General features: G+C 71.5%; 29 protein-coding genes and 3 pseudogenes. 11 read left to right on the forward strand and 21 right to left on the reverse strand.

Going from position 1 to position 26,994, the window contains the following annotated elements; genetic code table 11:
* Positions 1-51: 51 nt before the first annotated feature.
* Entirely contained in the window at positions 52-615 is a 564-nt protein-coding gene (locus tag IEY73_RS09640) for a DUF6817 domain-containing protein (RefSeq protein WP_229715701.1), read from the forward strand.
* 33 nt (positions 616-648) lie between these two features.
* Here IEY73_RS09640 and IEY73_RS09645 read toward each other — a convergent pair whose 3' ends face one another.
* The gene (locus tag IEY73_RS09645) at positions 649-2,229 is read right to left on the reverse strand and encodes a phospholipase D family protein (protein WP_189078777.1); all 1,581 of its coding nucleotides are present in this window, start codon (positions 2,227-2,229) and stop codon (positions 649-651) included.
* A 101-nt stretch (positions 2,230-2,330) separates the two neighbouring features.
* On the opposite strand from IEY73_RS09645, the gene IEY73_RS34080 reads away from it, so the two are divergent.
* Positions 2,331-2,459 (forward strand): hypothetical protein, encoded by a 129-nt coding sequence (locus tag IEY73_RS34080; protein WP_268240431.1) that lies wholly within the window; start codon positions 2,331-2,333, stop codon positions 2,457-2,459.
* Positions 2,460-2,472: 13 nt separating this feature from the next.
* Here IEY73_RS34080 and IEY73_RS09650 read toward each other — a convergent pair.
* Positions 2,473-3,303 (reverse strand): annotated as a pseudogene (locus IEY73_RS09650) (pirin family protein).
* Between the two features lies 1 nt (position 3,304).
* Positions 3,305-3,745, reverse strand: coding sequence for a MarR family winged helix-turn-helix transcriptional regulator (locus IEY73_RS09655; RefSeq protein ID WP_189078779.1), 441 nt, complete (start codon positions 3,743-3,745; stop codon positions 3,305-3,307).
* Between the two features lie 70 nt (positions 3,746-3,815).
* On the opposite strand from IEY73_RS09655, the gene IEY73_RS09660 reads away from it, so the two are divergent.
* Complete coding sequence (locus tag IEY73_RS09660; protein WP_189078780.1) at positions 3,816-4,376, forward strand: GNAT family N-acetyltransferase; 561 nt, start codon at positions 3,816-3,818, stop codon at positions 4,374-4,376.
* Positions 4,373-5,233: an NAD-dependent epimerase/dehydratase family protein gene (locus tag IEY73_RS09665; protein WP_229715702.1), complete on the forward strand. Its 861-nt coding sequence runs from the start codon at positions 4,373-4,375 to the stop codon at positions 5,231-5,233. Before IEY73_RS09660 ends, IEY73_RS09665 begins: the two co-directional genes overlap by 4 nt.
* A gap of 13 nt (positions 5,234-5,246) precedes the next feature.
* On the opposite strand, the pseudogene IEY73_RS34510 reads toward IEY73_RS09665, so the two are convergent.
* The 8 genes and pseudogenes from IEY73_RS34510 to IEY73_RS09700 form a co-directional block, all read right to left on the reverse strand.
* Positions 5,247-5,468 (reverse strand): annotated as a pseudogene (locus tag IEY73_RS34510) (Clp protease N-terminal domain-containing protein); the annotation flags it as partial.
* A 207-nt stretch (positions 5,469-5,675) separates the two neighbouring features.
* Positions 5,676-5,855 (reverse strand): annotated as a pseudogene (locus IEY73_RS34515) (Clp protease N-terminal domain-containing protein); the annotation flags it as partial.
* A gap of 1 nt (position 5,856) precedes the next feature.
* Complete coding sequence (locus tag IEY73_RS09675; RefSeq protein WP_189078782.1) at positions 5,857-6,093, reverse strand: helix-turn-helix domain-containing protein; 237 nt, start codon at positions 6,091-6,093, stop codon at positions 5,857-5,859.
* Positions 6,094-6,207: 114 nt separating this feature from the next.
* Positions 6,208-6,429 (reverse strand): DUF3072 domain-containing protein, encoded by a 222-nt coding sequence (locus tag IEY73_RS09680; RefSeq protein WP_189078783.1) that lies wholly within the window; start codon positions 6,427-6,429, stop codon positions 6,208-6,210.
* 62 nt (positions 6,430-6,491) lie between these two features.
* Positions 6,492-7,274, reverse strand: coding sequence for a VOC family protein (locus tag IEY73_RS09685; RefSeq protein ID WP_229715703.1), 783 nt, complete (start codon positions 7,272-7,274; stop codon positions 6,492-6,494).
* Positions 7,275-7,363: 89 nt separating this feature from the next.
* Complete coding sequence (locus IEY73_RS09690) at positions 7,364-8,644, reverse strand: cation:proton antiporter (protein ID WP_229715704.1); 1,281 nt, start codon at positions 8,642-8,644, stop codon at positions 7,364-7,366.
* A 34-nt stretch (positions 8,645-8,678) separates the two neighbouring features.
* Positions 8,679-9,353: an HAD family hydrolase gene (locus IEY73_RS09695; protein ID WP_189078785.1), complete on the reverse strand. Its 675-nt coding sequence runs from the start codon at positions 9,351-9,353 to the stop codon at positions 8,679-8,681.
* On the reverse strand, positions 9,350-11,506 hold the full coding sequence (locus IEY73_RS09700) for an ATP-binding SpoIIE family protein phosphatase (protein ID WP_189078786.1): 2,157 nt from the start codon (positions 11,504-11,506) through the stop codon (positions 9,350-9,352). The genes IEY73_RS09695 and IEY73_RS09700 overlap by 4 nt, the downstream gene beginning before the upstream one ends.
* Positions 11,507-11,731: 225 nt before the next feature.
* Between IEY73_RS09700 and IEY73_RS09705 the strand changes: the two genes are divergently transcribed.
* On the forward strand, positions 11,732-13,327 hold the full coding sequence (locus IEY73_RS09705; RefSeq protein WP_189078787.1) for a mechanosensitive ion channel family protein: 1,596 nt from the start codon (positions 11,732-11,734) through the stop codon (positions 13,325-13,327).
* Between the two features lie 21 nt (positions 13,328-13,348).
* Here the strand turns inward: IEY73_RS09705 and IEY73_RS09710 are convergent, their stop codons facing one another.
* Together IEY73_RS09710 and IEY73_RS09715 are read right to left on the reverse strand one after the other, a co-directional pair.
* Positions 13,349-13,690, reverse strand: coding sequence for a DUF6401 family natural product biosynthesis protein (locus tag IEY73_RS09710; protein ID WP_189078788.1), 342 nt, complete (start codon positions 13,688-13,690; stop codon positions 13,349-13,351).
* A 65-nt stretch (positions 13,691-13,755) separates the two neighbouring features.
* Positions 13,756-13,971: a hypothetical protein gene (locus tag IEY73_RS09715; RefSeq protein WP_229715705.1), complete on the reverse strand. Its 216-nt coding sequence runs from the start codon at positions 13,969-13,971 to the stop codon at positions 13,756-13,758.
* Between the two features lie 97 nt (positions 13,972-14,068).
* On the opposite strand from IEY73_RS09715, the gene IEY73_RS09720 reads away from it, so the two are divergent.
* Complete coding sequence (locus IEY73_RS09720) at positions 14,069-14,746, forward strand: hypothetical protein (RefSeq protein ID WP_229715706.1); 678 nt, start codon at positions 14,069-14,071, stop codon at positions 14,744-14,746.
* 75 nt (positions 14,747-14,821) lie between these two features.
* Here the strand turns inward: IEY73_RS09720 and IEY73_RS09725 are convergent, their stop codons facing one another.
* Positions 14,822-15,286 (reverse strand): SRPBCC family protein, encoded by a 465-nt coding sequence (locus tag IEY73_RS09725; protein ID WP_189078789.1) that lies wholly within the window; start codon positions 15,284-15,286, stop codon positions 14,822-14,824.
* A gap of 55 nt (positions 15,287-15,341) precedes the next feature.
* Positions 15,342-16,352, reverse strand: a complete 1,011-nt coding sequence (locus IEY73_RS09730) for a YihY/virulence factor BrkB family protein (RefSeq protein WP_306661480.1) — start codon at positions 16,350-16,352, stop codon at positions 15,342-15,344.
* A gap of 75 nt (positions 16,353-16,427) precedes the next feature.
* Between IEY73_RS09730 and IEY73_RS09735 the strand changes: the two genes are divergently transcribed.
* A complete protein-coding gene (locus IEY73_RS09735; protein WP_189078790.1) occupies positions 16,428-18,020 on the forward strand; it encodes a phytoene desaturase family protein in 1,593 nt (530 codons plus the stop codon).
* Here IEY73_RS09735 and IEY73_RS09740 read toward each other — a convergent pair.
* Positions 18,008-18,394: a hypothetical protein gene (locus tag IEY73_RS09740; protein WP_189078791.1), complete on the reverse strand. Its 387-nt coding sequence runs from the start codon at positions 18,392-18,394 to the stop codon at positions 18,008-18,010. The genes IEY73_RS09735 and IEY73_RS09740 overlap by 13 nt on opposite strands.
* A 542-nt stretch (positions 18,395-18,936) precedes the next feature.
* Here IEY73_RS09740 and IEY73_RS09745 point away from each other — a divergent pair.
* From IEY73_RS09745 to IEY73_RS09755, 3 genes are all read left to right on the forward strand, one after another.
* Positions 18,937-19,179 (forward strand): hypothetical protein, encoded by a 243-nt coding sequence (locus IEY73_RS09745; protein WP_229715719.1) that lies wholly within the window; start codon positions 18,937-18,939, stop codon positions 19,177-19,179.
* Between the two features lie 77 nt (positions 19,180-19,256).
* Positions 19,257-20,168 carry a helix-turn-helix domain-containing protein gene (locus IEY73_RS09750; RefSeq protein ID WP_189078792.1) on the forward strand — a complete coding sequence of 304 codons (912 nt, stop codon included), beginning with the start codon at positions 19,257-19,259 and terminating at the stop codon, positions 20,166-20,168.
* A gap of 232 nt (positions 20,169-20,400) precedes the next feature.
* On the forward strand, positions 20,401-21,612 hold the full coding sequence (locus IEY73_RS09755) for a glycosyltransferase (protein ID WP_189078793.1): 1,212 nt from the start codon (positions 20,401-20,403) through the stop codon (positions 21,610-21,612).
* 14 nt (positions 21,613-21,626) lie between these two features.
* Here the strand turns inward: IEY73_RS09755 and IEY73_RS09760 are convergent, their stop codons facing one another.
* Genes IEY73_RS09760 through IEY73_RS34085 form a run of 5 tightly spaced genes read right to left on the reverse strand, consistent with a single transcriptional unit; the run spans position 21,627 to position 25,264 of the window.
* Positions 21,627-22,058, reverse strand: a complete 432-nt coding sequence (locus IEY73_RS09760; protein ID WP_189078794.1) for a VOC family protein — start codon at positions 22,056-22,058, stop codon at positions 21,627-21,629.
* Between the two features lies 1 nt (position 22,059).
* Complete coding sequence (locus IEY73_RS09765) at positions 22,060-22,899, reverse strand: AraC family transcriptional regulator (protein ID WP_189078795.1); 840 nt, start codon at positions 22,897-22,899, stop codon at positions 22,060-22,062.
* A gap of 20 nt (positions 22,900-22,919) precedes the next feature.
* Positions 22,920-23,420, reverse strand: a complete 501-nt coding sequence (locus IEY73_RS09770) for a hypothetical protein (protein ID WP_189078796.1) — start codon at positions 23,418-23,420, stop codon at positions 22,920-22,922.
* Positions 23,417-25,075, reverse strand: coding sequence for a RecQ family ATP-dependent DNA helicase (locus IEY73_RS09775; RefSeq protein WP_189078797.1), 1,659 nt, complete (start codon positions 25,073-25,075; stop codon positions 23,417-23,419). Before IEY73_RS09775 ends, IEY73_RS09770 begins: the two co-directional genes overlap by 4 nt.
* Positions 25,076-25,132: 57 nt before the next feature.
* Positions 25,133-25,264, reverse strand: coding sequence for a hypothetical protein (locus IEY73_RS34085; RefSeq protein ID WP_268240432.1), 132 nt, complete (start codon positions 25,262-25,264; stop codon positions 25,133-25,135).
* Between the two features lie 145 nt (positions 25,265-25,409).
* Between IEY73_RS34085 and IEY73_RS09780 the strand changes: the two genes are divergently transcribed.
* Entirely contained in the window at positions 25,410-26,987 is a 1,578-nt protein-coding gene (locus tag IEY73_RS09780) for a glycoside hydrolase family 3 protein (protein ID WP_189078798.1), read from the forward strand.
* Positions 26,988-26,994 lie beyond the last annotated feature (7 nt).

The following is a 26,994-nucleotide window of genomic DNA, read 5'->3' on the forward strand; positions in this document are numbered from 1 at the left end:
TCGCACCGGGTGCCGTCTGGTGCGCCCCGGGCGGGACTAGGCTCATGTGGCATGAGCGAGCCCGGCAGGAGCGAGCCCGGCATGGACGTGGCGGAGGCGGCGCGGCAGTGGCTGCGTGACCGCGGCGCGCAGGAGATCCCGCACGCCGGCGGCAGCCTGTACGACCACCTCGGCCGGGTGCACGACCGGCTGCGCGACCTGGGCGCCGGGCCCGATCTGCGGCTCGCCGGCCTGACCCACGCGGCCTACGGCACCGACGGCTTCGCCACCGCGCTGCTCGACGTGGCGCACCGCGACCGGTTGCGCCGGCTCGTGGGCGAACCCGCGGAGGCCATCGTCTATCGCTACGGCGGCTGCGACCGGGGGCACACGTGGCGGGCGCTGTCGCGCACCGGGCAGATCCGCAGCCGGTTCACTCAGACGGTGGAAGCGCCGACCGCGGCCCAACTGCGTGCCTTCGTCGACCTCAGCATCGTCAACGAACTGGATGTGGCCCTGCACGACCCCGCCATCGCGCGAGAACACGGCGACTATTTCCGGTCGGTGTTCGGGAGCTGGGCGGTGTTGGCCAGCCCCGCCGTGATCATGGACGCCCGCCGGGTGCTGACCTTCTGAACGGCCCGGCCGTCCGAACCGGCCCGCCGCCGGTCACCAGCGGTCGGCGCGCCGATCCCGCCACGGCCGGCCATCCGGGTCATACATCAGCCGGTACGCCGGTGCGGCCCACCATCGCTGATACCACGGCAACTGCCGGGTCTCATGCGGCACCAGACGCCCGGGTGGTCGGGGGCCGGTGCGCCCGCCGCGGTGCCAGTCGCGCAGCGCCTCGGCGCTGCGCGTGACCGCCTCGATCGCGGTGCCCGGATCGACCAGGTCCTTGTCGTCGTCGCCGCGGTCCAGGTGCTCGCGCATCAGCGACAGGCGCAGGTCGCGGGCGAAGACGCGGGCGCCGTCGCCCAGCCCGGCCGGGTCGGCCGGTGCCCGCTCGTCGCGGGTGTCGTCGAGGATCGCGCACGCCAGTTCGCTGTCGTGGGTCCACGACCGGCGGTTGAAGTTGTCACTGCCCACGCAGCACCACACGTCGTCGATCACGCACACCTTGGCGTGCACATAGACCGGGGTGCCCTCGTGGTTCTCCACGTCGAACACGTGCACCCGACCCGGGGCGGCCATCGTGCACAGGTCGATCGCCTTCTGGCGGCCGATCTGGTTGGGCGGCAGCGCGAACCGTCCGTCCACGTCCGGGTGGCGCGGCACCACCGCGATCAGGTGCAGGTCGTCCTGGGCGCGCAGGGCGTCGGCGAACAGCCGGGCCACCTCGGCCGACCACAAGTATTGGTCCTCCAGGTAGATCAGCCGCCGGGCACGCCGGATGGTCTTGGTGTAGCCACGGGCGATGGTCTGCTCGCCGAGCGGGGCGAACTGGTACGGCGGACGCATCGCCGGGTAGGTGCGCAGCACCTGGACGTTCAGCGGACCGCATGCGGGCGGGTCGGCCGGCCGCTCGGGCAACGTGTCGGCGCTCATGTCGGCGCCCTTGAGCTTGTCCTCGACGGTGGCGATCGGCCCGTGCTGCACCAGGTCGGTCGGGTCGCGCCAGCGTTCCCGGAACGTCAGGTCCAGCAGGCCGACGACCGGACCGCGCAAGGCGAGCTGCACGTCGTGCCACGGCGGGTTCGGCCCGTACGCCTCGGCCATCCGGATCGGCTGCGGGTCGCCGTGGTGGTCGGCGTCGTCGCGGCGGCTGTGGCACAGGTCGATACCGCCGGCGAACGCCACGTCCAGCTCGGGCCGGCCGGGGTGGCGCAGCACGACCAGCTTCTGGTGGTGTGAGCCGCCACGCCGTACGCGCTGGTCCAGCAGCACCTCGCCGCCCGCGTCGCGCACTTTCTCGCTGAGATTGCGGTTCTCTTCCTCGCTGTATTCCAGCTTGTCCAGGTGTGAGCGCCAGAGCAGGCCCTTCACCACGACGCCGCGCTCGGCCGCGTCGGCGAACAACTCGGACACGGTCGGACCGTCGTCGCGCATCCGTTCGTCCGGGTCGCCCCGCCAGTCGGTGAAGAACAGGTGGTCGCCGGCCCGCAGCCGATGCACTTCGTTCACCAGGCAGTCGAAGTACGTTTTTCCGTGAATAAGCGGTTGGGCGGTGTTTCCGGAGGACCATATGGGTAACCCGGAGTCAGCGTTGTCCCGCTCCTGCTCGATCAGGAACCAATCCTGCAGGTGCACGGGCAACCTCCCTGGTCGGCGACGGTCTCACGGTAGGCCCGCCGGCCGGAGTCCGCACCCCGACGCCGTCCCGCTGTCGCACCCCTCACGGAGGACCCCCGATGAGCTCCGAGCCGCTGACCCCCGCCGTTGCCGCCGCCGACACCGCCGCCTCCGCCGAGAAGGGCTTGCTCATCGCCATGCTCGTGATGGTGCTGGCCGGCGTCGGAGCCATGCTGTTCCTGTTCTGAGGGCCGTTGACGCTCAGCCGGTGTGCGGGATGCGGCCCGCCGGGATCACGCCCAGCCGGCCCTTCTGGTAGTCCTCGAACGCCTGCACCAGTTCCGCCCGGGTGTTCATCACGAACGGACCGTAGTGCGCCACCGGCTCCCGGATCGGTTGCCCTCCCATGACGAACAACTCCATTGCGGGCACGTTGGCGTCTTGGGAGGCGTCCGCCTCCACCCGGATGGCGTCCCCGGAGCCGTGCACCACGAGCTGGCCGACGTGCACCGGCTGCTGCCGCGGCCCCACCGTGCCGCGCCCGGCCAGCACGTAGACCAGCGCGTTGTGGTCGCGTGGCCAGGGCAGGTCCAGGCGTGCCCCGGGTTGCAGGCTCACGTGCGCCAGGTTGATCGGGGTGTGCGTGGACCCCGGCCCGCTCCGCCCGCCGACCTCACCGGCGATCACCCGGATCAGGCCGCCGCCGTCCGGCGTGGTGAGCAGCGCCGCCGCGCGGCCCCGGATGTCCTGGTATTTCGGGGCGATCATCTTGGCCGCGCGCGGCAGGTTCACCCAGAGCTGCAGTCCGTGGAACAGCCCGCCGCTGGCGACCAGGTGCTCCGGCGGCGTCTCGATGTGCAGGATGCCCTCGCCGGCGGTCATCCACTGGGTGTCGCCGTCGGTGATGGTGCCGCCGCCGCCCTGCGAGTCCTGGTGGTCCATGATCCCGTCGATCGGTGGATGAACGGGTCCAACTCGGTCAGCGGCACACCCGCGAATGAGCCGGTGCACCGGCCGGACGGTGGTGGTGGCGGGGTCCAGCCGCGGCAACCGCGGCAGGACCAGGACGTCGTCGACGGTGATGGCAGGCATGTCAGGCCTTCCTGATCTTGGTGAACGCGCGGGCGATCACGGCAAGTTCCTCGGGGTCGAGGTGATCGATGAAGCTCTCCCGGACGGTGGTCAGGTGCAGCGGCGCGGCCCGGACCAGCTCGGCCATGCCCGCGTCGGTGAGCATCGCCTCCTGGCCGCGGCCGTCCTGCGGGCAGGACTGCTTGCGGACCAGGCCGCGCTTGACCATCGAGGCGATCTGGTAGGTGATCCGGCTGGGGGAGAAGACGAGCCGGCCGGCCAGCTCGCCCATGCGGAGGCGGCGGTCCGGCGCCTCGGAGAGCACCACCATCACGTGGTAGTCGGCCATGCTGAGCCCGGTCGCCGCGCGCAGTTCGTCCTCCAGGCGGGTGTGCAGCGCCCAACTGCTCTCCACGTAGGCCCGCCAGCAGGTCTGCTCCACGTCGGTCAACGGTCGGCTCACCACGCCAGAATAGTTCCTTCAAATCTGAAATACCAGTGACGGCCGTCTCCGATCGACTACGGTGCGGGACGTGGAGCCGCTGACGACATCCCGGTTGGTGCTGCGCGAGTTCGTCCACGACGACCACGCCGCGGTGCACGCGTACGCCTCCGATCCCGACGTTGCCAAGTTCATTGATTGGGGACCCAACACCCCGGCCGAGACCACCTTCTTCCTCGACATGGTCATCGCCGCGGCGTCCGCGTCGCCACGCATCCGGTACGCGCTGGCGGCCGAGCATGCCGGCGCCGTGATCGGCGCCGTGGAACTGCGCGTCGAGGAGGCGGCCCACCGGCGCGGCTCGATGGGGTACGTGTTCGCCCGGCCCACGTGGGGGCAGGGGCTGGCCACCGAGGCCGCCGGGGCCGTGCTGGGCTTCGCCTTCGACCACCTCGGTCTGCACAAGGTCAGTGCCACCTGCGACCCGCACAATTCCGGGTCTGTCCGGGTGCTGGAGAAGATCGGCATGTCCCGGGAGGGCCATCTGCGCGACCACTTCCTCGTCCATGGCCGGTGGCGTGATCGGTTGCTGTGGGCCGCGGTGCGGCCGGCGGACGGGAGCGAACGCCTGCAGAGGGTCGAGCAGCGGTGAACCGGGTACTGGTCACCGGGGCCGCCGGGTTGATCGGCGGTGCCGTGCTGGACCTGCTCGCGCACCGGGGTGTCGCGGCCACCGCGCTGGTGCTCGACGATCCCGGCCGGAAGTTGCGCGCCGACCGGGTCGTGGTGGGCGACGCCGGCGATCCCGAGGTGGTGGACCGGGCGCTGCGCGACGCCGACGCGGTGATCCATCTGGCCGCCATTGCGACGCCCACCCGCGACCCGGGCGAGCGGGTGTTCGGCGGCAACACGCTGGCCACGTTCACCGTGCTCGACCACGCCGGGCGAGCCGGGATCCGGCGCGCGGCGATCGCCAGCAGCTACGCCATCTGCGGGCTGCCGTTCGCGCGCGTCCCGCTGACCATGCCGTACCTGCCGGTGGACACCGCGCTGCCACTGCAGATCACCGACCCGTACGCGCTGTCCAAGAGCGCCGACGAAGGCACCGCCGCGATGGCCGTCCGGTGTTACGGCATGTCGGTGGTGGCGCTGCGGCTGCCGTTCGTCGGCACGCCCGAGGGGCGGCTGTGCGAGATGGTGCGGCGCTTCACCGACGACCCGGGCCGGGGTGCCGCCGAGGTGTGGAGTTATCTGGACGCCCGGGACGCCGCGCGGGCGCTGCTCGCCGCCCTCGACCCGGCCGAGCGCGGCTGTCACGTGGTCTACGTCGCGGCCCGCGAGACGCTCTCCCCGTACCCGACGCAGGCGCTGCTGGACCGGTACCACCCGGACGTGCCCCGGCCGGTGTTCACCGGCCGGACCGTGCCGATCGACCTGGACCCGGCGCTGCGCCTGCTCGGCTTCACCGCCGAGCACGTCCTGCCGATCGAGGAGAGGGAACTGCCGTGACGAGCCCGGCCGGTCATGCCGCGCGGTCGCGCAGCGAGGCGGTGAGGTCGGCGCGGAGCCGGTCGAAGTCCACGCCCGCGTCCGCCAGGATGGCCGCGGCCATGCCGTCGCCCTCACGCAGGACGCCCAGCAGGATGTGCTCGGCGGCGATGTACTTGTGCTTCAGCCGGATCGCCTCGCGCAGCGAGAGCTCAAGCACCTTCTTGGCGCGGGGCGAGAACGGTATGTGTCCTGCGGAGAAGAGCCGGGCCATCGGGCCGCGCCGGGGCGGCTCGGCGTCGCGGGGCAGCCGCAGGGCGCCGGGCCCGAAGTTCTCCTCGATAGCGCTGCGCACCGCGTCCAGGTCGATGCCGATCGACCGCAGCGCGGCGGCGTCCTCGGCGTCGGTGTCCGCGGGCGGCGGGGTCTGCTGATCCGGTGTGGCCCGGCGGATGATTTCGGCGCGCACGCTGCGCGCGTCCACCCCGGCGTCGCGCACCAGCGCGGCGATCGGCCCGGTCTCGTCGGCGAGCATGGCGAGCAGCACGTGCTGCGTGCCGATGGGGGACTGGCCCAGGTCCCGTGCCTCGGCCTGGGCGCGGATCACCGCGTCGCGGGCCGGTTGGGTGAAACGCTCGAACATGTCAGTCCTCCCGTGGATCTTTCATCGGCATCCGGCTCGCGTGCTTCTTGTGAACGCCCTGGCGGGTCACCTCGAGTGCGTCGGCGATCTCCTGCCAGGACCAGCCGTTGCGGCGGGCGTTGGCCACCTGCAGGTGCTCAAGGCCCTCCAGCAGGCGGCGCAGGGCGACCACCGCGCGCAGGCCCACCCGGGGGTCGGCGCTGCCGGCGGCGGCGGCCAGGTCGGTGGCTTCGGTCATGACGTCAACCTACGTTGACAGGGAGGGGATGTCAACTCCAGTTGACGGATGGGTGGAAAAGAAGGGGGCCGGCCCCAGCGGGCCGGCCCCCTTCTTGTCAGGCGGTGGGTGTCGTCAGTTGCCGCGGCCGGTCTTCTCCTGCAACTCGTCGATCATGCGGGAGGCGTCCGCCTTGCTCAGGTCGTCCGGCACGTCCTCGTGGGCCTCCTCGGCCAGCGTGTGCAGGTATGACTCCTGGGCGCCGGTGGCCGGCTGCGCACCGGTCGTCCAGTCCTCCGGGTCCTTGATCGTGTTCGAGCCGGGGTTGCCGGAGACCTTCGGATTGGGGCTGCTCATGGCTCTGGCCTTTCGCTCCGTCGGGGATGCCGACACCGGTGTCGTTTCGTACACCCGTTCTGCTACCCCGGGAAGGTCAGTTCCATTCCGGCGATGTCGCTGAAGGCTAGGGTCAGTTCCACCGGCTGGGTGGACGGGGCGGTCACCGCGAACGCCGCGCCGAACGGGTCGCGCAACTCGGCATAGCTGCCGATGCCCATGTCGGTCGGCTCGACGACGACCCGGCCGCCCAGGCGCATCGCGTTCTCCACCGCGGCGTCGCAGTCGGCCACCTGGAACGAGCACCGCCACCAGGCGGTGCGCCCGCCCGGCGCGATCCCGGCCATGGCGTTGTGTGCCGCGGTCAGCCACTCGCCGCGCCCGCCGTGGCTGCCCACCTCGTCGCGCAGCGTCCAGCCGCACGCGCGGCCGTAGAACTCCGCCGCCGCCTGCGGGTCCGCGGTCAGCAGCTCGGGCCAGGCCATGGTGCCCGGCTCGCCGCCCACCTGGGTGCCCGCGAAGTCGCCGGGCTGCCACAGCCCCAGCACCGCACCGGACGGATCGGACACGATCGCGCCCTGGCCGCCGTGCCCGTCGGTGGGGCCGCTCAGGCATCGCCCACCGGCGGCCGCGAACTGGTGTACCGAGGCGCCCAGGTCCTCGACGGACAGATAGGTCACCCATCCGGCCGGACGACCCGGCCGCGCCCGGGTCAGGCCCGCCGCCGCGCGCCCGTCCAGCTTGAATCGGTCGCCGGCCGGTTCCCAGCCGAACAGGGACGCATAGAAATCCTGCGCCCGGCCGGGGTCTGCGCTCGCCAGCTCGACCCAGCAGGGTGTCGAGGGCGCGAAGCCTCTGATCCGCATGTGCCGCTCCATGGTGGACGTAGCTGATTGCCGAACACCTTACGCGAATAAATACGCTCCGCCACCACCACGGGGTTCAATGTCGCAAATTAGCGAGTTTCCGCTACGGAGCGTGTTCTTGTGTTCGACCGATCCAGTAGCTGCATCACCGGAGTGCCCGCCACGCCGTGCACCACGACCGACACCAGGACGACGAACCCGATGGTCGCCCACAGCAGTCCGATGTCGAGGAAGTATGCGTGCGCCGTCGCATAGGCGAGGTAATAGAACGACCCGATGCCGCGGATGCCGAACGCCGCGATGACCCAATGCTGCGCGGCGGTCCCGGGTGCTCCGCGCAGCGAGAGGAACCCGGCCAGCGGCCGGATCACCAGGATCAACGCCAGCCCGGTCAGCGCCGCGGGCCAGGTCAGCGGGGCGAGCAGGCCGCTCACCACGGCGCCGCCGAACAGCAGGAGCAGCAGCACCGTCATCAGCCGCTCGATCTGCTCGGCGAAGTCGTGCAACACCTGGTGGTACTCGTGGGTGCGTTCGGCCGACCGGATGCCCCGGCCGGCGAGGAACACCGCCAGGAAGCCGTACCCGCCGACCAGCTCCACCAGCCCGTACGCGAGGAAGGTGGCGGCCAGCACGAGGAAACCCTCGGAGTGGCGGGACAGCCGCAGCGACTCCCACCGGGCGCGGAAGAACAGGCGGCCGAGCAGGCGGCCCACCACCACGCCGCCAGCCGCGCCGACCGCGGTGCGGTAGAGCACGTCCATCAGTGCCCAGCGGCCCAGCCAGTCGTCGTCGGTGCGGGCGGCCACCGCGATCGCGATCGCCGCGTAGACGAACGGGAACGCCAGCCCGTCGTTGAGCCCGGCCTCCGAGGTGAGCGTGAACCGCACCTCGTCCTCGGAATCCTGGTCGTCGCTGGGCTCGCCGACCTGGACCTCGGCGGCCAGCACCGGATCGGTGGGCGCCAGCGACGCGCCCAGCAGCACCGCGGCGGCCGGTACCAGGCCGGCCCACCACCAGCCCAGCAGCGCCACCCCGGCGATGCTCACCGGCATGGCCACGATCAGCATGCGCCGGGTCGACGACCAGCGCCGACCGCCGAACGGGCGGTCGATCTTCAAGCCGGCGCCCATCAGGGCGACCACCACGCCGATCTCGGTCAGGTGCTGCGCCACGTTCTTGTGATCCAGCGGGTTGATCTCCGGCAGGCCCAGCGGCAACGCGAAGACGATCATGCCCAGGGCGAGGAAGGCGATCGGCATGGACAGCGGCCGCCGTTCCACCACGCGGGGCAGGATGCCGGCCAGCAGGGCGCCCACGCCGAGCAGGGCGAAGATCAGGTCGGACGTCTGCACGCCGAAGCGAATGCCCACGCCACGCCGCGGATAACCGCGGCGGCTTTCACCGTCACTTCAGGTCGGCGATGGGGGTGTCGGCCAGATGCTCCCGTAGCTGCGCCGGATTCGCGTACGTGCACACCGCGCCGGCGTCGGTCAGCTCGGCCGCGCTGGTGCCACCGCAGGTCAGCCCGATGCACGGAATGTCCAGCTTGGCGGCGGCGGCCACGTCCCAGACCGCGTCGCCGACGAACACCGCCCGGCGCGGGTCGACCTGCGACTGGTCCAGCGCCGCGGCCAGGATGTCCGGCTCGGGCTTGCTCTGCTCCGCATCGGCCGAGGAGGTCGCCGCGGTGATCACCTCGTCGGAGTCCAGCACCCGGCACAGGTGCTGGAGCTCGGCGCCGCTCGCCGAGGACGCCAGCACCACGGCGAGGCCGCCGTCGGCGCACGCCCGCAGCAGATCGCCGGCGCCGGGCAGCGGACGCAGGCGTTCCCACCAGGCGCCGTACAGCACGTCGTGCGCGGTCGCCATCTCGGCGTCGTGATCGCGGTCGCGGTCGGTGCCCAGCAGATGGTCGAGGATCTTGTCCGAGCCCATGCCGATCGCTCGGTGGATCTCGGCCATCGACACGTCCAGCGAATGCTGACGGATCGCCTCCCACCAGGAGACGGTGTGCAGGTAGGTGCTGTCGACGAGGGTGCCGTCGACGTCGAAGAGGACTCCCGGGCGGCGCTGTGTCATGGTCCGGCATTGCCCGGAATCAGCATTTCGAACCACACCGTCGACCCGCGCACCGTCGGATCGGTCCCCCAGGCGTCACTGAGTTCCTCGATCAGTCCCAGGCCGCGCCCGCGGCTGCTGAGCGCGTCGGTGCGGGCCCGGGTCACGCTGCCCCGGGTGCCGGTGTCGGCCACCGAGACCAGCAGCCGTTCGGCGCTCAGATCGATGTGCACCTGCGCGGGGGTGCCGGCGTGCAGCAGCGCGTTGGTGGTCAGCTCGCTGGTGCACAGGATGGCCGCGCCGATCACCGCCTCGGGCACCGACCACTCGCGCAGGCGGTTGGTCATCCACTGCCGCACCCGGCTCGGGCCGGTGGGCTCGGCGGCCACCTGCATGGTCGCCGAGCGGCTGAGGGCCACCGCGTGCTCCACCGCGAGCACCGCCACGTCGTCGTCGGTGGTGCCCTCCACCGCTCCCGTTGCGAGCGAGCACAGGTTGCGCGGGTCGCCGCTGCCGGCCGAGGCCGCCGCCGCCACCAGCGCGTCCAGCCCGTCGTTGAGCGCGCGGCCCCGCCGTTCCACCACGCCGTCGCTGAACATCAGGATGGTGTCGCCCGGCTCGATCGTGATCACTCCGGTCTGCCAGCGTCCGCCCAGGCCCAGCGGGGCGCCCGGTGGCACCTTGACGAGCTCGGCGGTGGCCGGCTCGCCCCGGAAACCGGCCCGGCGCAGCACCGGCGGCGGATGGCCCGCGCTGGCCAGCGTGATCGTCCCGTCGGCCGGGTCCAGCAGGCCGAAGACCACGGTCACGAAGATTTCTTCGTTGCGGGACTCGGCGCCCAGCGACCCGACCAGCCGGTCCAGTCCGGCCAGCACGCTGGGCGGGGCCGGATCGGTCAGCGCGAGCGCGCGCAGCGCCGCCCGGACCTGGCCCATCACGGCGGCCGCGCGCACGTCGTGCCCGGCCACGTCGCCGAGCACCATCGCCAGCCGCCCGTCGGGCAGTTCGAACGCGTCGTAGAAGTCGCCGCCCGCGGCGTTGCCGTCCACCCCGACGTCGTAGCGTGCCGCGATGCGGAAGGTGTCCAGCTCCGGCAGATGCTCCGGCAGCATGCTGCGCTGCAGTAGCTGGGCGGTGCCGTGTTGGGCCTCGAACCGGCGGGCCCGCTCGGCGGCCTGCGCCACCAGTTCCCCGGCCGCGTCCAGCAACGCACGCTCGGCCGGCAGCCACGGGTGCGGCGAGCGATATCCCACGGTCAGCGCGCCCCGCAGGGACGGCGCGCGCAGCGGGATGGCGGCCAGTGCCCGGATCCGCCGCTCGTGCCGGTCGCTGGCGATCTTCATGAGGGGGGAGCCGTCCGGTTCGAACGAGGCTCGTCCCGACTGCGCCACGGCGACCAGCGGATAGCCCTCATCCGCGACGATCCGCTTCCACAACGGCGGCAGCCGTTCATCGGCCTCGTCGAGCATCTCGCCGCGGATGCGGCGCACGTACCGGTATCCGGCGCCGTCGTCGACCGCGAACACGCAGTGGTCGACGTCGAACGACGACATGGCGTAGGAGAGCACCACCCGTGCCACGTCGTCGATGGTCAGGGCGCCCGCGAGACGCGACGTGAGCTCGCCCAGGCTCTGCAGGTGACGGGTCACCTGCGTGGTCTCCGCCGCCACGGTCAGCACGCCGACGGCCCGGTCGTGGCTGTCCCGCACCACGGAGTGGCCCCGGGTGAAGAACGCGTGTTCGGGCCGCCCGGCGTCGCCGCGCGGCAAGGTCATCTGGGTCTCCGGTTCGAGCTGCGCCCGGCCGCTGCGATAGACCTCCTGCACCACGCCGCCCACGTCCGAGGAATGCCACAGCTCCCCGAAGGTCTCCGCGGCGGGTCGGCCCATCGCCACCGGATGCCACGCCGAGATCACCTGGGCGTACGCGTCGTTGTAGAGCAGCAAGTAGTCGTCGCCGCAGGTCAGCGCCATCGGCACCGGGGAGGCGAGCATGAGATCGACGGTCGCCCGCACCACCGGGTCCCACTCCGGCACCGGGCCGAGCGTGGTCTGCTCCCAGGCCACCGACCGGATCAGCGCCGCGCACCCGGGGACGTCGCCGGCGGGCGTGCTCGCCGTTTGGGGCGCCGCACCCGTCTGCGACGGCAGCGTGGATCCTCCCGTGCCGACCATGAGCTCAGCGTAGCCCGCATCGTCCGTTTGGACGATGCGGGCAGGGCCCAACGTCGGATTCATGGCAGTACGTCGGGGGCTTCTCTGCCCTATACCCGCGATGCGGCGGGATACGCGTGTGGTTGGTGGGGTTCGGTGAGCGGAAACCTTTCCGGCGTCCTAAGGTCGTCAAGGCCGGTCGCCGACCGGCGCGAAACGATCGGAACTGTGACGCGAGGAGAACTGATGACCGGGGACGGGCTGGGCCGAGGACTCAGCGACATGTGGCGTTCGGTGTTGTTGTTCCTGCCGACCGCGCTGGCGTTCGTCGCCATCCTGGTCATCGGTTATCTGCTGGCCAGGCTGGCGCGCACACTGGTGTCCAAGGCGTTGCACCGGGTCGGCTTCGACCGGGCGGTCGAGCGCGGTCCGGTGGGCCGGGCACTGCGCGGCGCCCGCATCGACGCCAGCGACCTCTGCGCGAAGATCGCCTTCTACGCGGTCATGCTCATCGCCCTGCAGCTCGCCTTCGGCATCTGGGGCCCGAACGCGGTCAGTGACCTGCTCACCTCGGTGATCGCGTGGCTCCCGCGGGCGTTCGTGGCCATCGTGATCATCGTGGTGGCGGCGGCCATCGCCGGCGCGGCGCACGACCTGATCGTCAGCGCCCTGGGCGGGCTGAGCTACGGCAGGCTGCTCGCCCGCGTCGCATCCGGCCTGATCATCGCGCTGGGCGTGATCGCCGCGCTGGACCAGGTGCGGATCGCCACCTCGGTGACGCAGCCGTTGCTGATCGCGGTGCTGGCCATCATCGTCGGCGTGCTGGTGGTGGGCGTCGGCGGCGGCCTGATCCGGCCCATGCAGAGCCGGTGGGAGGTGTGGCTGGACCGGGCCGGTGCCGAGTCGGTCGCCATCCGGGAGCAGGCACGCACGTATGCGGAGGAGCGGGCCCGGCTGGCGGAGGAGGCGCGCAAGGCTGAGGAGGCGCGCAAGGCCGAGGAGGCGCGCAAGGCCGAGGAGGCGCGCAGGGCGGAGGAGGCTCGCAAGGCTGAGGAGGCGCGCAAGGCGGAGGAGGCGCGCAGGGCGGAGGAAGCGCGCAAGGCCGAAGAGGCCCGCAAGGCCGAGGAGGCCCGCAAGGCGGAAGAGGCGCGCAGGGCGGAGGAAGCGCGCAAGGCCGAAGAGGCCCGCAAGGCGGAAGAGGCCCGCAAGGCGGAAGAGGCGCGCAGGGCGGAAGAGGCGCGCAAGGCAGAGGAGGAGCGGCAGGCCGCGGCCGACCGGGCGGCCCTGGAAGCGGCGTCGTCCGAGGAGACGCAGGTCATCGATGTGTCGAACCCTGCGCGACCGCGACGCGCGACAGACACCGCCGTCGACCTCGAAGCGGTCGATGATCGTCCGCACATGATTCCTGGTTTCGATCGCGACGAGCTGCCCGAGCACCACGAGGACGAGGCGAGCCAGACCCAGGTGCTGCCGCCGCGCAGCGAAGCGCCCGCCGAACGAACTCAGGTGATTCCGCCCAGTTCAGACGACGACACGGCGGAGTCCCGGGCGGTTCCGGACGCGCCAGGCCCGGATGACGACACGGCGGAGTCCCGGGCGGTTCCGGACGCGCCAGGCCCGGATGACGACACCGCGGAGTCCCGGGCGGTCGGCGTCGACTCGACCGCGCCGGCCGACGATGACGCGGCGGAATCCGGCACCGGCACCGGCACCGGCACCGGATCGACCGGATCGACCGGATCGACCGGATCGACCGGGTCGGACGCGGCGGACGACACGGCGGAGTCCCCGGCGGCCGGCGACGAACCGACCAGCGGCCGTCCGGGCACCGACGAACGCTGACCGCCGCGAGCCCGCGACCGGTCAGAGGCCGCGGGCGAGCACGCAGACCGCCAGCAGGCGGTGGATCACCCAATCGGCGTGGCGCCAGTCGATCTCACCGGTCGGCGGGCGCCAGCCGTGCTTGTGTGCCGCGTCGCGGATGCCCTCCGCGTACGCGGCCAGGATCACCGGGTTGAGCGGTTCGAGGTCGCCTTCCAGGCTGTCGCGCACCGCGGCCGCGTGCTGATCCACGGCCGCGAGCAGCCGGAGATCGGAAGACATCGCGTCGAAGCCGGTGCCGACCGCGGCTGTCAACTCGTCGAGCGCGGCGAGGGCGGAGCGCAGAGCTGCGCGAGCGGCAGGGCCGCTGAACAGGCCATTCATGCTTTGAGACGGTAGGAACGCCGGGGTGACCGTCGGTTCTCGTGACCGGTGCAGGTCGGTTGACGTCAGTCGGCCTCCGCCTCGGCCTCGGTCATCGGACGCCGCCGCTGGGCGTCGTCGGCGAGAATCACCGTGGCCACGAGCAGCGCCACAACCACGGCGAACAACCACGACGCGTCGTCGGCGAGCTTGGCGGCCAGAGGCGCCTGGAACGCGGTGATCAGAAAGGCTGTCCAGGCGACACGGCGCTGGCGGGGGGAGAGGAAACCGGCAGATCGCACCCGGACAGTTTTGCTCGAAGGGGACGCATCGCCGTCACCCGTTCGGCCGAACATCCGTTGTCCGATAGTGCGATCACTGCTGAGTCTGACCGGCTCAATGATCACCGCCGTGGCGGTGGTGGCGCTGGCCGGTTGCGCCGTCGGAACCCCTGATGACCTGCGGTCCGGCACCGGTCATCTGGTCGAAGGTGGCCCGGCCGGACAGGGCGACCTGCGCCTCACCGTGCGGGACGCGGCGTCGCGGATCGTGGTCCGCACGGCCGACCTGCCGGGCTTGCTGTACCGGGTCAGCAGCCCGCCCGGTGCGGGCCTGGCCCCGGCGGTCACCGCGGATCCGGACGGGCTGCGGCTGCGGCTGCGCCCCACCGGCACGAACGGTCCGGACACGGTGACGATCCTGCTCAGCTCCGCCGTCCGGTGGGATCTGCGCCTGCCCGCCGGGGCGGGGGAGCAGGAACTGGACCTGGCCGGCGGCCGGTTGCGCCGCATCGCCATCGGCGCCGGCGGACTGATCACCCTGCGGCTGCCCCCGCCGCGTGGCACCGTGCCGGTGGTCCTGCCCGACGGTGCCGGGGACGTCGCGGTGACCGTGCCGCCGGCGACCAAGACGTTGATCAGGTTGCGGGGCGGCGCCGCGGGTGACGTGTCCACACCCTGGTGGTCCGGCGACGGGCGACCGGCCGGCGCGGTGCTGGCCGCCCGCGGATGGACCGGAGCCGACGACCGGTACGCGGTGGACGCGCGCGCCGGGCTGGGCAGCCTGTCGGTGCGGTAGACCCCGGTCGGCACCACCCACGAAGCGGCCGCCGGGGGTCACCCCGGCGGCCGCTGTCCCGGCAGGGATGGCACGTTATGAGCCGGGCCGGTCCACCTGGCCCCGCCACCCGCCGGACTCCACCCCGCCGCGGCCTTCGATGTACTCCTTGAACCGCTTCAAGTCGCCCTTGACCTGCCGGTCAAGGAAGCCCAGCCGGGCGCCGGCCTGCTCGGTGACGCCCTGCGGTTCGAAGTCCATCTGGCAGGTGACCCGCGTGTGCGTGTCGTCGAGCCGATGGAAGGTCACCACACCGGCCTGCTTGCTGCCCTCCGTGGAAGTCCAGGCAACCCGCTCGTCGGGCATCTGCTCGGTGATCTCGGCGGCGAATTCGCGCTTCACACCGTCTATCTCGGTCTTCCAATGGGTCATGGTGGCGTCCGTCTGGCGGATCTCGGTGACGCCGCTCATGAATCGAGGAAACTCCTCGAACTGGGTCCATTGGTTGTACGCGGTGCGCACCGGTACGTCGACGTCGACGGATTCGGTCACGGTAGTCACGGCAAATTCCTCCTTCGTGTACTCCCCGGCTCAGCCGGGCTCCCACCGTCCACGACTAACGGGTGCCCTGGTCCGCCTCGGCCAAACCCTCCCGCGGCGCCAGCGGCGTCCGCGTCGGCACGTCACCGGCCTGGGCCAGCCGGGCGCGCTGCACCTCGGCGTTGACCTCGACACCGAGCAGCACCGCCGTGTTGGACAGGTAAAGCCAGACCAGGAACGCCATCACCGCGCCGAGGCTGCCGTACGTGCGGTCGTAGGATCCGAAGTTGGCCACGTACAGGCCGAACCCGAAGGACACCGCCGTCCACACCACCAGGGCGACCGCGCCGCCCACGGTGAGCCACCGGAACCTCGGCTGTTTGACGTTCGGCGCGATCCAGAACAGCAGGGAGATCAGCAGAATCGCGATCACCACGAGCACCGGCCAGCGGCCGACCGAATAGAGCAGGCGCGCGGTGTCGCCCGCGCCGAGACGGTCGCCCACCGCGTCCACCAGCGGACCGCTGATCACCAGCCCGGTCGCCGCCACGGCGAGCAGCACCAGCGCGACCGCGGCCAGGGCGAGCTCCAGCAGTTGCAGCTTCCACCACGCGCGACCCTCGCGGACGCCGTAGATGCGGTTGGACGCGCGGGTGAACGCCGCGACGTATCCCGAGGAGGACCACACGGCGATCAGCAGGCCGAAACCGAGCAGCACCCGGGCCGAACTCTGCTCCACCAGCAGCGAGTTGAGCAGGGAGGTGACGGTGTCGTTGGCGACCACCGAGCTGAGGCCCAGTTCGCGCAGGATGCCGAGCACCGCCTCGACCGCGGCCGGACCGTCGGCCACCAGGTTGACCAGCGCCACCACGACCAGCAGGGCAGGGATCAACGCGGTGACCGCGCTGTAGGTCATCGCGCCGGCGAAATCCGCGCAGTCGTCGTCGAGGTAGCCGGTAATGCTGCGCCACAGCACCCGGCGCCAGGCCGGCCAGGGCATCTGGCGGAGGCGGAACGGCAATTCGTGCGGACTCGCCGCGGCGGTGCGGTCTTCGGCTTCCTTGTCCACCGTCGGCTGCATCGTCATGTGCCGGGCTCCCTCGCTCCCCGTCACCGCTACCCTGCGGTTGTTTGCGGCAAACGCGAAGGGTGGGGCTGGGCCGTGGAGGCAGTGGACGCCGTGGTCATCGGCGCGGGGCACAACGGCCTGGTCGCGGCTAATCTGCTGGCCGACGCCGGCTGGGACGTGGAGGTGCTGGAGGCGACCGCCCAGCCCGGCGGCGCGGTGCGTTCCGGGCACATCACCGCCCCCGGATATCTGAGCGACCTGTTCAGCTCGTTTTATCCGCTCGGGTACGCCTCACCGGTGCTGCGTTCGCTGCGGCTGGACGAGCAGGGGCTGACCTGGACGCACGCCCCGGACGTGTTCACCCATCTGCTGCCCGACGGGCGCGCCGCGACCGTCAACCGCGACCTCACCACCACCATGGCCTCGATGGAACAGTTCGCCGCCGGGGACGGCGAACGCTGGCGACGCGCGTACGAGGAATGGTGTGCCGCCTCGCCGCACCTGCTCGACGCGGTGCTGGGCCCGTTCCCGCCGGTACGGGCCGGGCTGCGTCTGGCCCGGCGGCTGCGTGCCGCCGGCCTGCTGCGACTGGCGCGGCGTGTGGTGCTGCCCGCCCGCGAGATGGGCCGCGAGCTCTTCGCCGGCCAGGGCGGCGCGCTGGCCCTCGCCGGATGCGGCCTGCACACCGATCTGTCGCCGGACCAGCCCGGCAGCGGCGTGTACGGCTGGCTGCTGGCCATGCTGGGCCAGGAACACGGTTGGCCGGTCCCGGTCGGCGGATCGCAACGGATCACCGATGCGCTCGTCGACCGGTTGCGCGCACGGGGCGGCCGGATCACGTACGGCGCCCGGGTGACGCGCGTGCTCACCGCCCGGGGGCGGGCCATGGGCGTACGGACCGCGGACGGGTCCGACCGGCGTGCCCGCCGCGCCGTGCTGGCCGACGTGCCAGCGCCCGCGCTCTACCTGGACCTGGTCGGCGCGTCCCGGCTACCGCCGCGGCTCGCCGAGGACCTGGCGCATTTCCGGTGGGACGGCGCTACGGTCAAGGTCGACTGGGCGGTGTCGTCGCGCATCCCGTGGCGCAACCCGGCCGTCGCGGGTGCCGGGACCGTGCATCTGGGCGCCGACCTCGACGGCCTGTCCCGGTACGCCACACAGCTCGCGGCTTCAGAGGTGCCGCGCCGTCCCTTTCTGCTGCTCGGCCAGATGACCACGGCGGATCCGTCACACTCGCCGGAGGGCACCGAATCGGCCTGGGCCTATACGCATCTGCCGCACCGGGAATCCTGGTCGGCGGACGAGATCTCCGCGCACGTGGAACGCATCGAGGCGGTGATCGAGGACCACGCGCCGGGCTTCGCCCGGAACGTCGTCGGGCGTCACGTCTTCTCGCCCGCGGATCTGGAGGAGGCCGACCCGAGCCTGGTCGGCGGCGCGCTGGCCGGCGGAACCGCGGCGGTCTATCAGCAATTGTTCCTGCGGCCGGTGCCGGGCCTGGGGAGGGCGGACACCCCGGTGGACCGGCTCTACCTGGCGAGCGCATCGGCACACCCTGGCGGAGGTGTGCACGGTGCACCCGGTGCGAACGCGGCACGGGCGGCGCTGGCCCGGGATCGCCGCGTCACCGGCGGGTGGTATCACGCGATGATCGATGCGGCGCATCGATCGGTTTACTCGCCCTGACCCGCCGGGCTGTGCGGCTCGCTCCGCACGGTTCGATAGGGCGGGGGCGGATCGACGGGCCGGGGTGGGTTGATCGGAGCGTCGTGCCGCGGTGCCCGATCGAACGTGGCGTTGAGATAGGGGGTGGCGTTGCGTTGCGGATCCTTGCGGGCCAGGGCGGCCCGCCGTTCCTTGACGGCGACCCGCAGCGCGCGCCACAGGCGCGGCTTTCGGGAACTGTCGCTCGCGGCGAGCACGCGGGCGAGGCCGTCACGCTCGTCCGGTGGCACCAGGGTCATAACGATGATCAGCGGCAGTACCGCCCCGGCGATCTCGGCCAGGACGAACAGCATCACCAAGACGGCGACGGCCGCCAACACGGCGATTCCCTCCATGACGGTCTCCTTCCGCGCCGTATCGTCGCCGGCCGCAACCGGCATGGCGGCGCTGAGAGCGATCGCTCTCGGTCGGATGAGTGACAGACGAATTCGTCGAACGCAGAAGACGGTCGGCCAGTCGTCCGCGGGCGGGGCGCGGAGACCATGGGTGGCGTGACCGGATCGCCGGCGTCGGGCGAGCGGCACGCGCTGCTCGGGTCGGACGTCCGGCCGCGTTGCCGTCGTGTGGGTGAACCTTGAGTAACTATCCATGACCACCGGCCCAGGGCTGTCGATCAATGGGACTCTCACTCAGTGTGAGGTCGCCCATGCACTCTGTCCAACGATATTCATCATTCGTGAATGCAACCCCGGGTGATGCATAGCGTGCCATGTGGCAGCATGCTAGGCTGCAGAAAGCCTGACATGCCTATGCATGGAGGATGCATTTCCGGATAGTCGCTCCCGGGGTGCAGGCGGCGATACGCACCCAAATCGTTAGCATGAAGTCCGGCCGCGTCACTTGTGTATGCGCCAGTGATGAATGAGGCTTGAGCGCCGTGACGATGAACCATGACGCTGCGCGCGACGGTGCGCCCGTGCAGCGAGAACTACAGATGATCGTGACGAAGCTGTGTGGTTCACAGTCGTGTCCCACGGTCTATCGCAGTGACCGCGGCACCGTGGTGGTGCAGGGTTACTCGGTGTCGCCCGCGCAGGCCGGCGTCACTGTTCCCGACGGTGAAAACCTCGTCGAGATCCCCATCGAGCTCCTTGCCGAGGCTGCCAGGTCCGTCGGCTGATCCCGGGCCGCGGGCGATCCGGCCTCTCGGTTCGCCTCGCGGCGCACACGTTCGATATTGGCGAGGGGGTGTCGCATGTGAGCACCGCATCCGGCATCCCCCTGGACCCGGACGAGCCTGTCGGATCGGTGCTGGCTCGTCTGCGCAAGGCCGCCGGCTTGACCGGGGGGCAACTCGGTCATCGGGTCGGCATGAGTCAGCCGAAGATTTCCCGCATCGAGAATGGAAAGGGGCTCCCGGACCCGGACGATGTGGGAATCCTGGCGCGCGCCCTCGGCGCCGAGGAGGAGATCGTGCTCCTGCTCATGGATCGAGCCACCGGCTCACGGGAGCGGATGACCGACTGGACCACGGGTCCGATGGGGTTGGCGGGGCGCCAGAACACCATCGGCCACTGGGAGAACGCGACCCGAAGTCTGCGGGTCTTTCAGCCCGCGGTCGTTCCGGGACTCCTGCAAAGTAGCGGCTACGCGAAGGCGATCCTGGAGGATTTCCAGCTCCTCGTCTTCACCGATCTCCGCGACCGCGCGGTGGCGGTGGCGGAGGCGGTGTCGGCCCGCATCAGACGCCAAGAGGTGCTGAACGACCACGATCGTTCTTTTCATTTCGTCATGACGGAAGCAGTCCTCAGCAACCGGGTCTGCCCCCCGCAGGAGATGCTGGCTCAACTCCTACGCCTGCGCGAGGCCGCAGCCCAGGAGAACGTGACGATCGGCATCGTCGCTGCTGACGCGCCGCTCAGCACGCCGCCGTTTCACGGCTTCGAACTCCTCGACGATCGCCTGGTCAACGTCGACCTGTTCACCAGCGGCCTGATATCGCAAGGGCGTACTCAAGCGCACCTGTACCGCCAGGTCTTCGACAGCCTCGCCGCCGCGGCGACCACGGAGATAGAGCCGGTGCTGGACAGATATGAAGCGCTGTATCTTCGGCTCGCGCAGCAAGAGCGTCACATCATCACGGAGCCCGGCGGCCGGGCGTCCGCATAGGGCGCTCCTCGATCGTCCTGCGTGTCGGCCCGCACGAAAGCGGCCACCACCCGGAGAGCACACGCTCGTGGGGGGCGTTCACGGTACGCTTCACAACAGCCACGAAGTGTGGGTACCCCGTTCAGCAGACGCCCATGTTTACGGATTTGCGACACGGGCAACCACCACCGCGTACTTCGGCAATCACTCCGGTCTTCTCTCCCGGAATCAAGTGCGTTGGAGGAGGGCCTCGATGCGTATCGCGATGATCTCCGAGCACGCCAGTCCGCTGGCTGCGGGCGAGGACGCCACCGGCGACGTGCAGGGCCGGCATGTCGCCGACCTGTCCGCCGCCCTCGCCGAGCTGGGACACGACGTGCGCGTGTACACCCGGCGCGACGATCCGGAGCTGCCCGACATGGTGCCGCTGTCGGATCATGTCGAGGTGGTGCACGTGCCCGCCGGTCCGGCCGAACGCGTCGAGCCGGAGCTTCTGCTGCCGCACATGGGCGGATTCGCGCAGTGGCTGCGCGACGCGTGGAGCGACGAGGCGTGGACGCCGGAGGTGGCGCACGCCCACTACTGGACGAGCGGCCTCGCCGCCGTCACTGCGGCGCGCCAGGTCGGCATCCCGGTGGTGCAGAGCTTCCACGAGCTGGGTGTGTCCTCTTCCGCCGACGGCGGGCCGTCGCGGGCGAGTTACGAGCGTGCCCTGGGCCGCGCGGTGGACCGGGTGGTGGCGCAGAGTCAGAACGAGCTCAGCGGCCTGGTGCGGATCGGCGTGCCGCGCACCCAGATGAGCCTGGTGCCGGCGGGCGTGGACAGCGACCGCTTCAGCCCGGAGGGGCCGGCCGCCGAGCGTGACCCGCAACGACCGCGGATCCTGTCCGTCGGCCGGCTCGTCGAGCGCAAAGGGTTCGGCGATGTCATCCAGGCCATGCAGTATGTGCCGGGGGCGGAGTGCGTCGTGGTCGGTGGTCCGCCCGCCGGTCAGCTTGCGGCGGATCCGCAGGCCAACCGGCTGCGCGCGCTCGCCGAGCAGTTCAAGGTGGCCGACCGGGTGCGCCTCGTCGGCGCCGTGCCGGCCCGGGACATGCCGGGCTGGTACCGGTCCGCCGACCTGTTCGTGGCGGCGCCCTGGCAGGAGCAGTTCGAGCTGACTCCGCTGGAGGCGATGGCCTGCGGCGTACCGGTGATCGGCACCATCGCGGGCGGTCTCGGCGAGACGGTCGTCGATGGGCTCACCGGTGACCTGGTCCCGGCCCGGGACCCGCGAGCGCTGGGCGGTGCGCTGCGGCGCTTGGTGAACGACAAGGTGCGGCGTTTCGCGTACGCGACGGCGGCGCTGGACCGGGCCCGGCAGGCCTACTCGTGGAAGCGCGTGGCCTCCCAGATCGGCTCGGTGTACTCCGCGGTGACCGGCCTGCGCCGGTCCACCGGAAGCAGCAACAGCGCCGTCGCCTGACGCACGCGGCCAGCTCAGTCGGCGCGCGGCTGGCCCCGGTAGGTGCCGAACTGCCACAGGTTGCCCTCCGGATCGCGCGCGGTGAAGTCGCGGGACCCGTAATCGGTATCGAAGGGTTCCCGCAGGATCTCCGCGCCGGCCTTGCGCGCGCGAGCGTGCAGATCGTCGATGTCGGTGGCGACCACATAGCAGCCGCACGTGCCGGGCGTCAGCGCCCACGGATCGTCCGGTCCGCCGCGCGTCGAGCCGAGCATGATGCCGCCGCCGGCCGGCCAGCTCAGCTCGGCGTGGTCGACGCGGTCGCCTTCGCCGAGCACGAGAACCTCGTGGAATCCGAACGCCTCGGTCAGGAAGCGGATGAGGCCACGTGCGTCGTGCGCGCGCAGGGTCGGCCACACCTGGGGGGCCGGTTCCGGCACGGCGGGTGTCGAGTTCGTCGTCGTCATGTCAGCGATCCTCGTCGCCCGGAAGCCCGGAATCTTGAAGAAAACCGACCTCCTCGGACCACCACCGGGTCGGCGTGCAACCGGCGAAGTCACGGAATTCGCGGGTGAGGTGCGCCTGGTCGCTGTAGCCCGCGTCGGCGGCGGCCCGACCGATGCCGGAGCCGGTGGCGAGGAGCCGGCGAGCGGTGTCGAACCGTGCCGTGCGCGCCGTTTCCTTGAGACGCATGCCGGTCTCCGCCCGGAATCTGTTGTTCAGGTGGCGGGCGCTCCATCCGGTCTCGGCGGCGAGCGAGCCGATGCGCACCCGGCCTCCGGTGGCCAGGATCCGCCGGTACGCGTGGGTGACGCCGGTGTCCACGCCCGGCCGCTGGTCGTCCCGCCGCTGGCAGAGGTGCCTGTCCAGGACGGCGAACCGCTGCGGCCAGCCGCGCGCCGCGACCAGCTCGTCGCGCATGGTCGCGACCTCCCGTTCCCCGGCGACCGCGGCGAAGTCCAGGTCGAGGTCGACCAACTCGGCGGCGGGCAGGCCGAACAGGTGCCGGCAGCCGAGCGGATGCACGGCGACCTGGATGCCCGACTGACGGCCCTGGTGGGCGATCAGCGCCGGACGCCGGTGCAACCCGCCGATCAGGGTGGGGTATCGCCCGGGCGGCTGACTGGCGTCCGGGTGCGCGGCGATCACCACCGGATCGTCCAGGGTGATGATGAGTGTCAGATAGGGCGAGGGCAGCCCACGGTGGATGCGCGGCGGTACACCGGCTTCCCGGTAGCCGGTGTACCAGCCCACGAGGGGGCGCAGCGCCGGCGACGGCCGGGACCGCACGAACTCGCGCACCGCCATCTCGCCAGCTTAGTAAGGGCTCAGGTGAGCGCCTCGGCCAGCGAGTCCCGGAAGGCCCGTTCCGACTCGGTGACGGTCTCCGCGCCGATGCCCAGCACCCCGCCGGTCGACGCGGCGGCCACCACGGTGTCCGCGATCTCCACCAGCCAGTGCTTGTAGGTCTCCGCATCGGAGTCGCCAGCCTTGCCCGCCAGCAGTGCGGACGCCTGCGCCGCGCGCTGCACCACGTCCTGGGCGTACGCGGCCGGGTCGCCGGGCTCGATGGCGGGCAGTTCCTCGCCCAGCTCCGGGTCGCCCACCTGGCCGATGATCTCGCCGGCGATCGCCGCGACCAGTGGACTCGCCGACGCGCGCGCGTCGGCGATCTCGCTCATTCCGGCGGCGTTCTCGGCGCGGGTCTTGCGGGCGCTGTCCGGGGTGGCGGCGCTCGCCGCGGTGAGCACCGACTGGGGCAGGCCGACGAGCAGCCCCCATTCATCGTCGGTGTAACCCATCATGGCGTACAACGGTTCGTCGCTCACGCGCGGTCCTTTCCGTTCTTGGTCTCCGCGACCAGCAAGGCGTTCTCCTCGACGACGGGCACCGACAGGGTCTTGTAGCCGACCTCGTCGAACAGCACCGTCATCCGGTCTTCCTCATAACCCATCACCATGCCGCCGCCCCATTCCGCGTGCCGCACGCGGCTGTGTACCCGGAACAATTCGTCGGTCGGCTGCGGAGCCTGCTCGACCGTGCCTTCGGCGCAGTTGTCGCAGTGCCCGCACGGATTCTTCAGGCGTTCCCCGAAATAGGCCAGCAAGGTCTGGGTGCGACACGATCGTGTCTCGGCCAGGGCGCGCATCATGTCGGTCCGGGAGCTCTGCACCGCTTGGCGGCGCTCGTGGATGGCCACCGCGGCATCGGCCGCGGCAGCAGGCAGCGGCGCGAACACCGGAACGGTGACCTTGTTGCCGCCGCCAGTGGTGGCCGCGCCGACCTGCTCCAGCAGTCCGAGTAGCTGACCGAGTTTGCGCTGGCCGAATCCGGTGCGCGTGCGCAGGGCAGTCCGGGTCTGCGGCTTCTCGCGCAGGGCGGCGGCCAGATCCCGCAGCTCGGCGGCCTCGGGTGCGCCACCGCTGAAGTACCGCTGTATCGCCTCGTCCTCGGCGCGCCACAGCAGCAGGGCGCGTGCCGGTTCCCCGTCGCGGCCGCACCGGCCGATCTCCTGGAAGTAGCTGTCCGGCGAGTCGGGCAACGCGACGTGCGCCACCCAGCGGATGTTCGGCTTGTCGATGCCCATCCCGAACGCCGAGGTGGCCACCATGATTTCGATCTTGTCGTGGCTGAAGTCCTCGTGCCGTTGCCGGCGTTCTCCGGCCGCCATGCCGCCGTGGTAGTGCTCCGCCGCGTACCCGGCCGCGCTCAGCTTGGCGGCCAGTTCCTCCGCCGCCCGCCGGGTGGCGACGTAGACGATGCCCGGCCGGGCCGCCTCGTCCAGCAGGGCGGTCAGCCGTCGCCACCGGTAATCCTCGTTCGCGCAGTACGCCACTTCCAGGAAGAGGTTGCGCCGGTCCAGTCCGGACACGTGGATCTCCGGCCGCTTGAGCCGCAGCCGCTCGATGATGTCGTCGCGCACTGGCGGGGACGCGGTTGCGGTGAGCGCCAGCACCGGCGGTCGGCCGAGGTGTTTGATCATTTCGCCGAGGGCCAGGTAGTCCGGGCGGAAGTCGTGGCCCCACGCGGAGATGCAGTGTGCCTCGTCCACCGCCACCAGCCCGGGACGCAGATCGCGGACCTCGGCGAGCCGTTCCGGGTCGCTGAGCTGCTCGGGCGTGATGAACAGGAACTCCGCCCGGCCGGCGCGCAGCTCGTCGATCGCCGCACGCTGCTGCTTCGGGGTTTCCGCCGAGCTGACCCGCACGGCCCGCACGAGCGGGTCGTTGCGGGAGTTCAGCGCGGCGATCTGGTCCTGTTGCAGGGCGAGCAGCGGAGAGATCACCACGGTGGGGCCGGGCAGCAGCACGGCGGGAATCTGGTAGATGGCCGACTTGCCGGCGCCGGTCGGCAGCACCACCAGCGCGTCGCGGCGGCGCAGCACCGCGCGCATGGGCTTGAACTGACCCGGGCGCAGCGAGGGCCAGCCGAAGTGGCGGCGAGCCACCTTGCGCAGGCGTGGTCCATAGACGGGAAGCTTCATCGAGCGGCCATGGTGCCCTCGGTGGCAGGTGCGCAAACCCGCCGACGGGGCGTCGGCTCAGCGCTTGCCGCCGAACATGCGGCGGATGGCCCAGATCAGGATGATCGCCGCGAGCGCGACTCCGAGCAGCCGGACGGCGTGCACCTGCGACCAGTCGACGCCGGAAGCGGCGAGGGACGGGGAATTCACCCCTGCATGGTAGCGACTGAACCGTTTAAGGCCGTTAATAGAAAGGTTTGTTGACTAAACGTGCGGAGGGGTGTGACCATAGGTCCGCCACGCCCACGGCGGCCGTCGGCGTCTATTGATCGATCGCCATCTCTGCGGGGGGCCCATGCCGAACCACGACGAACTGCCGGAACTCGCCGCGACGGTGCTGCAGCCCGGGTTCGTCGGCGTCACGGCGCCCGACTGGGTGCGCCGGTGGCTGGGCGAGGGTCTCGGAGGCGTCGCGCTGTTCGCCCGCAACGTCGAGTCACCCGCACAGGTCGCGGCGCTGACCGCGCAACTGCGTGCGGAGCGGCCGGAGGTCATCGTGGCGATCGACGAGGAGGCCGGGGACGTCACCCGCTTCGAATCGCGGCACGGCAGCTCGCGGCCCGGCAACATGGCGCTCGGCGTGGTCGACGATGTGGAACTGACCGCCGCGGTCGCCCGCGACCTCGGTCTGGAACTGGCGCAGGCGGGCATCACACTGAACTACGCCCCGGACACCGACGTCAACAGTAACCCGGACAACCCGATCATCGGGGTGCGCTCGTTCGGCGCCGCGCCCGATCTGGTGGCCCGGCACAGCGAGGCGTTCGTCCGGGGGTTGCAGGAGTCGGGCGTCGCGGCATGCGCCAAGCACTTCCCGGGGCACGGCGACACGGCGGTCGACTCGCACCACGCCCTGCCGCTGATCGATCGCAGCCGGGAGGCGCTCGCGCTCTGCGAGCTGGTGCCGTTCCGCGCCGCGGTGGCCGCCGGTGTGCAGTCGGTGATGACGGGCCATTTGCTGGTGCCGGCCTACGACTCCGCCCTCCCGGCCACGCTGAGCCGGCGCATCCTGACCGGCCTGCTGCGCGAGGAGCTGGGCTTCGACGGGTTGATCGTCACCGACGGCATCGAGATGCAGGGCGTGCAGCGCAGGTACGGGCTCGCCGGTGCCACCGTGCGGGCGCTGGCGGCCGGTGCCGACGCGATCTGTGTCGGCGGGGACCATGCCGACGAGCACACGGCGGTCGAGTTGCGGGACGCCATCGTGTCCGCGGTGCGCGCCGGTGACCTGCCGGAGGCGCGGCTGCAGGACGCCGCCGCCCGGGTGCGCAGGTTGGCCGGCTGGACACTGCGGACGCAGACGGAATCCGGTGCTCGCGCGGTGGCCGACGCGGCCGGGAGCAGCGAGCGTGACGTCGCGGTGCTCGGCTCGACCGTCGGTCTGGCCGCCGCGCGCCGCGCGATCAAGGTGACCGTGGCCGTCGAGGCCGCGCAGGCGCTGCCGGTGACCGCGGCGCCGCACGTGGTGGAGTTCGCGCCGCCGCGCAACATCGCGATCGGCGCCGAGACGCCCTGGGGGGTCGGCGCGCCGCTGGACAACCTGCTCCCGGGCACCACGTCCGTCCGTCTCGAAGCGGGCGACCTGGCCGGACTCGCGGATCCGGTGGGCGCGGTGCTCGCCGGTGCGCAGGGGCGACCACTGGTGCTGGTGGTCCGCGACGTGCACCGGCACGACTGGGCCGCCCAGGCGCTGTCCGGTGCGCTGGCGCACCGGCCGGACGCCATCGTGGTGGAGATGGGCCTGCCGCAGACCGTGCTGGGGGCGGTGCACGTGGCCACGTACGGGGCGACCCGCGCCTGCGGTCAGGCCGCCGCCGAGGTCATCGCGGGGATCGGCGTACCGGCGCCGGCTCCGCAGCCACTCGCGGCCTGACCGGCCG

The sequence above is a fragment of the Mangrovihabitans endophyticus genome (genome assembly GCF_014646155.1).
Lineage (GTDB): Bacteria > Actinomycetota > Actinomycetes > Mycobacteriales > Micromonosporaceae > Actinoplanes > Actinoplanes endophyticus.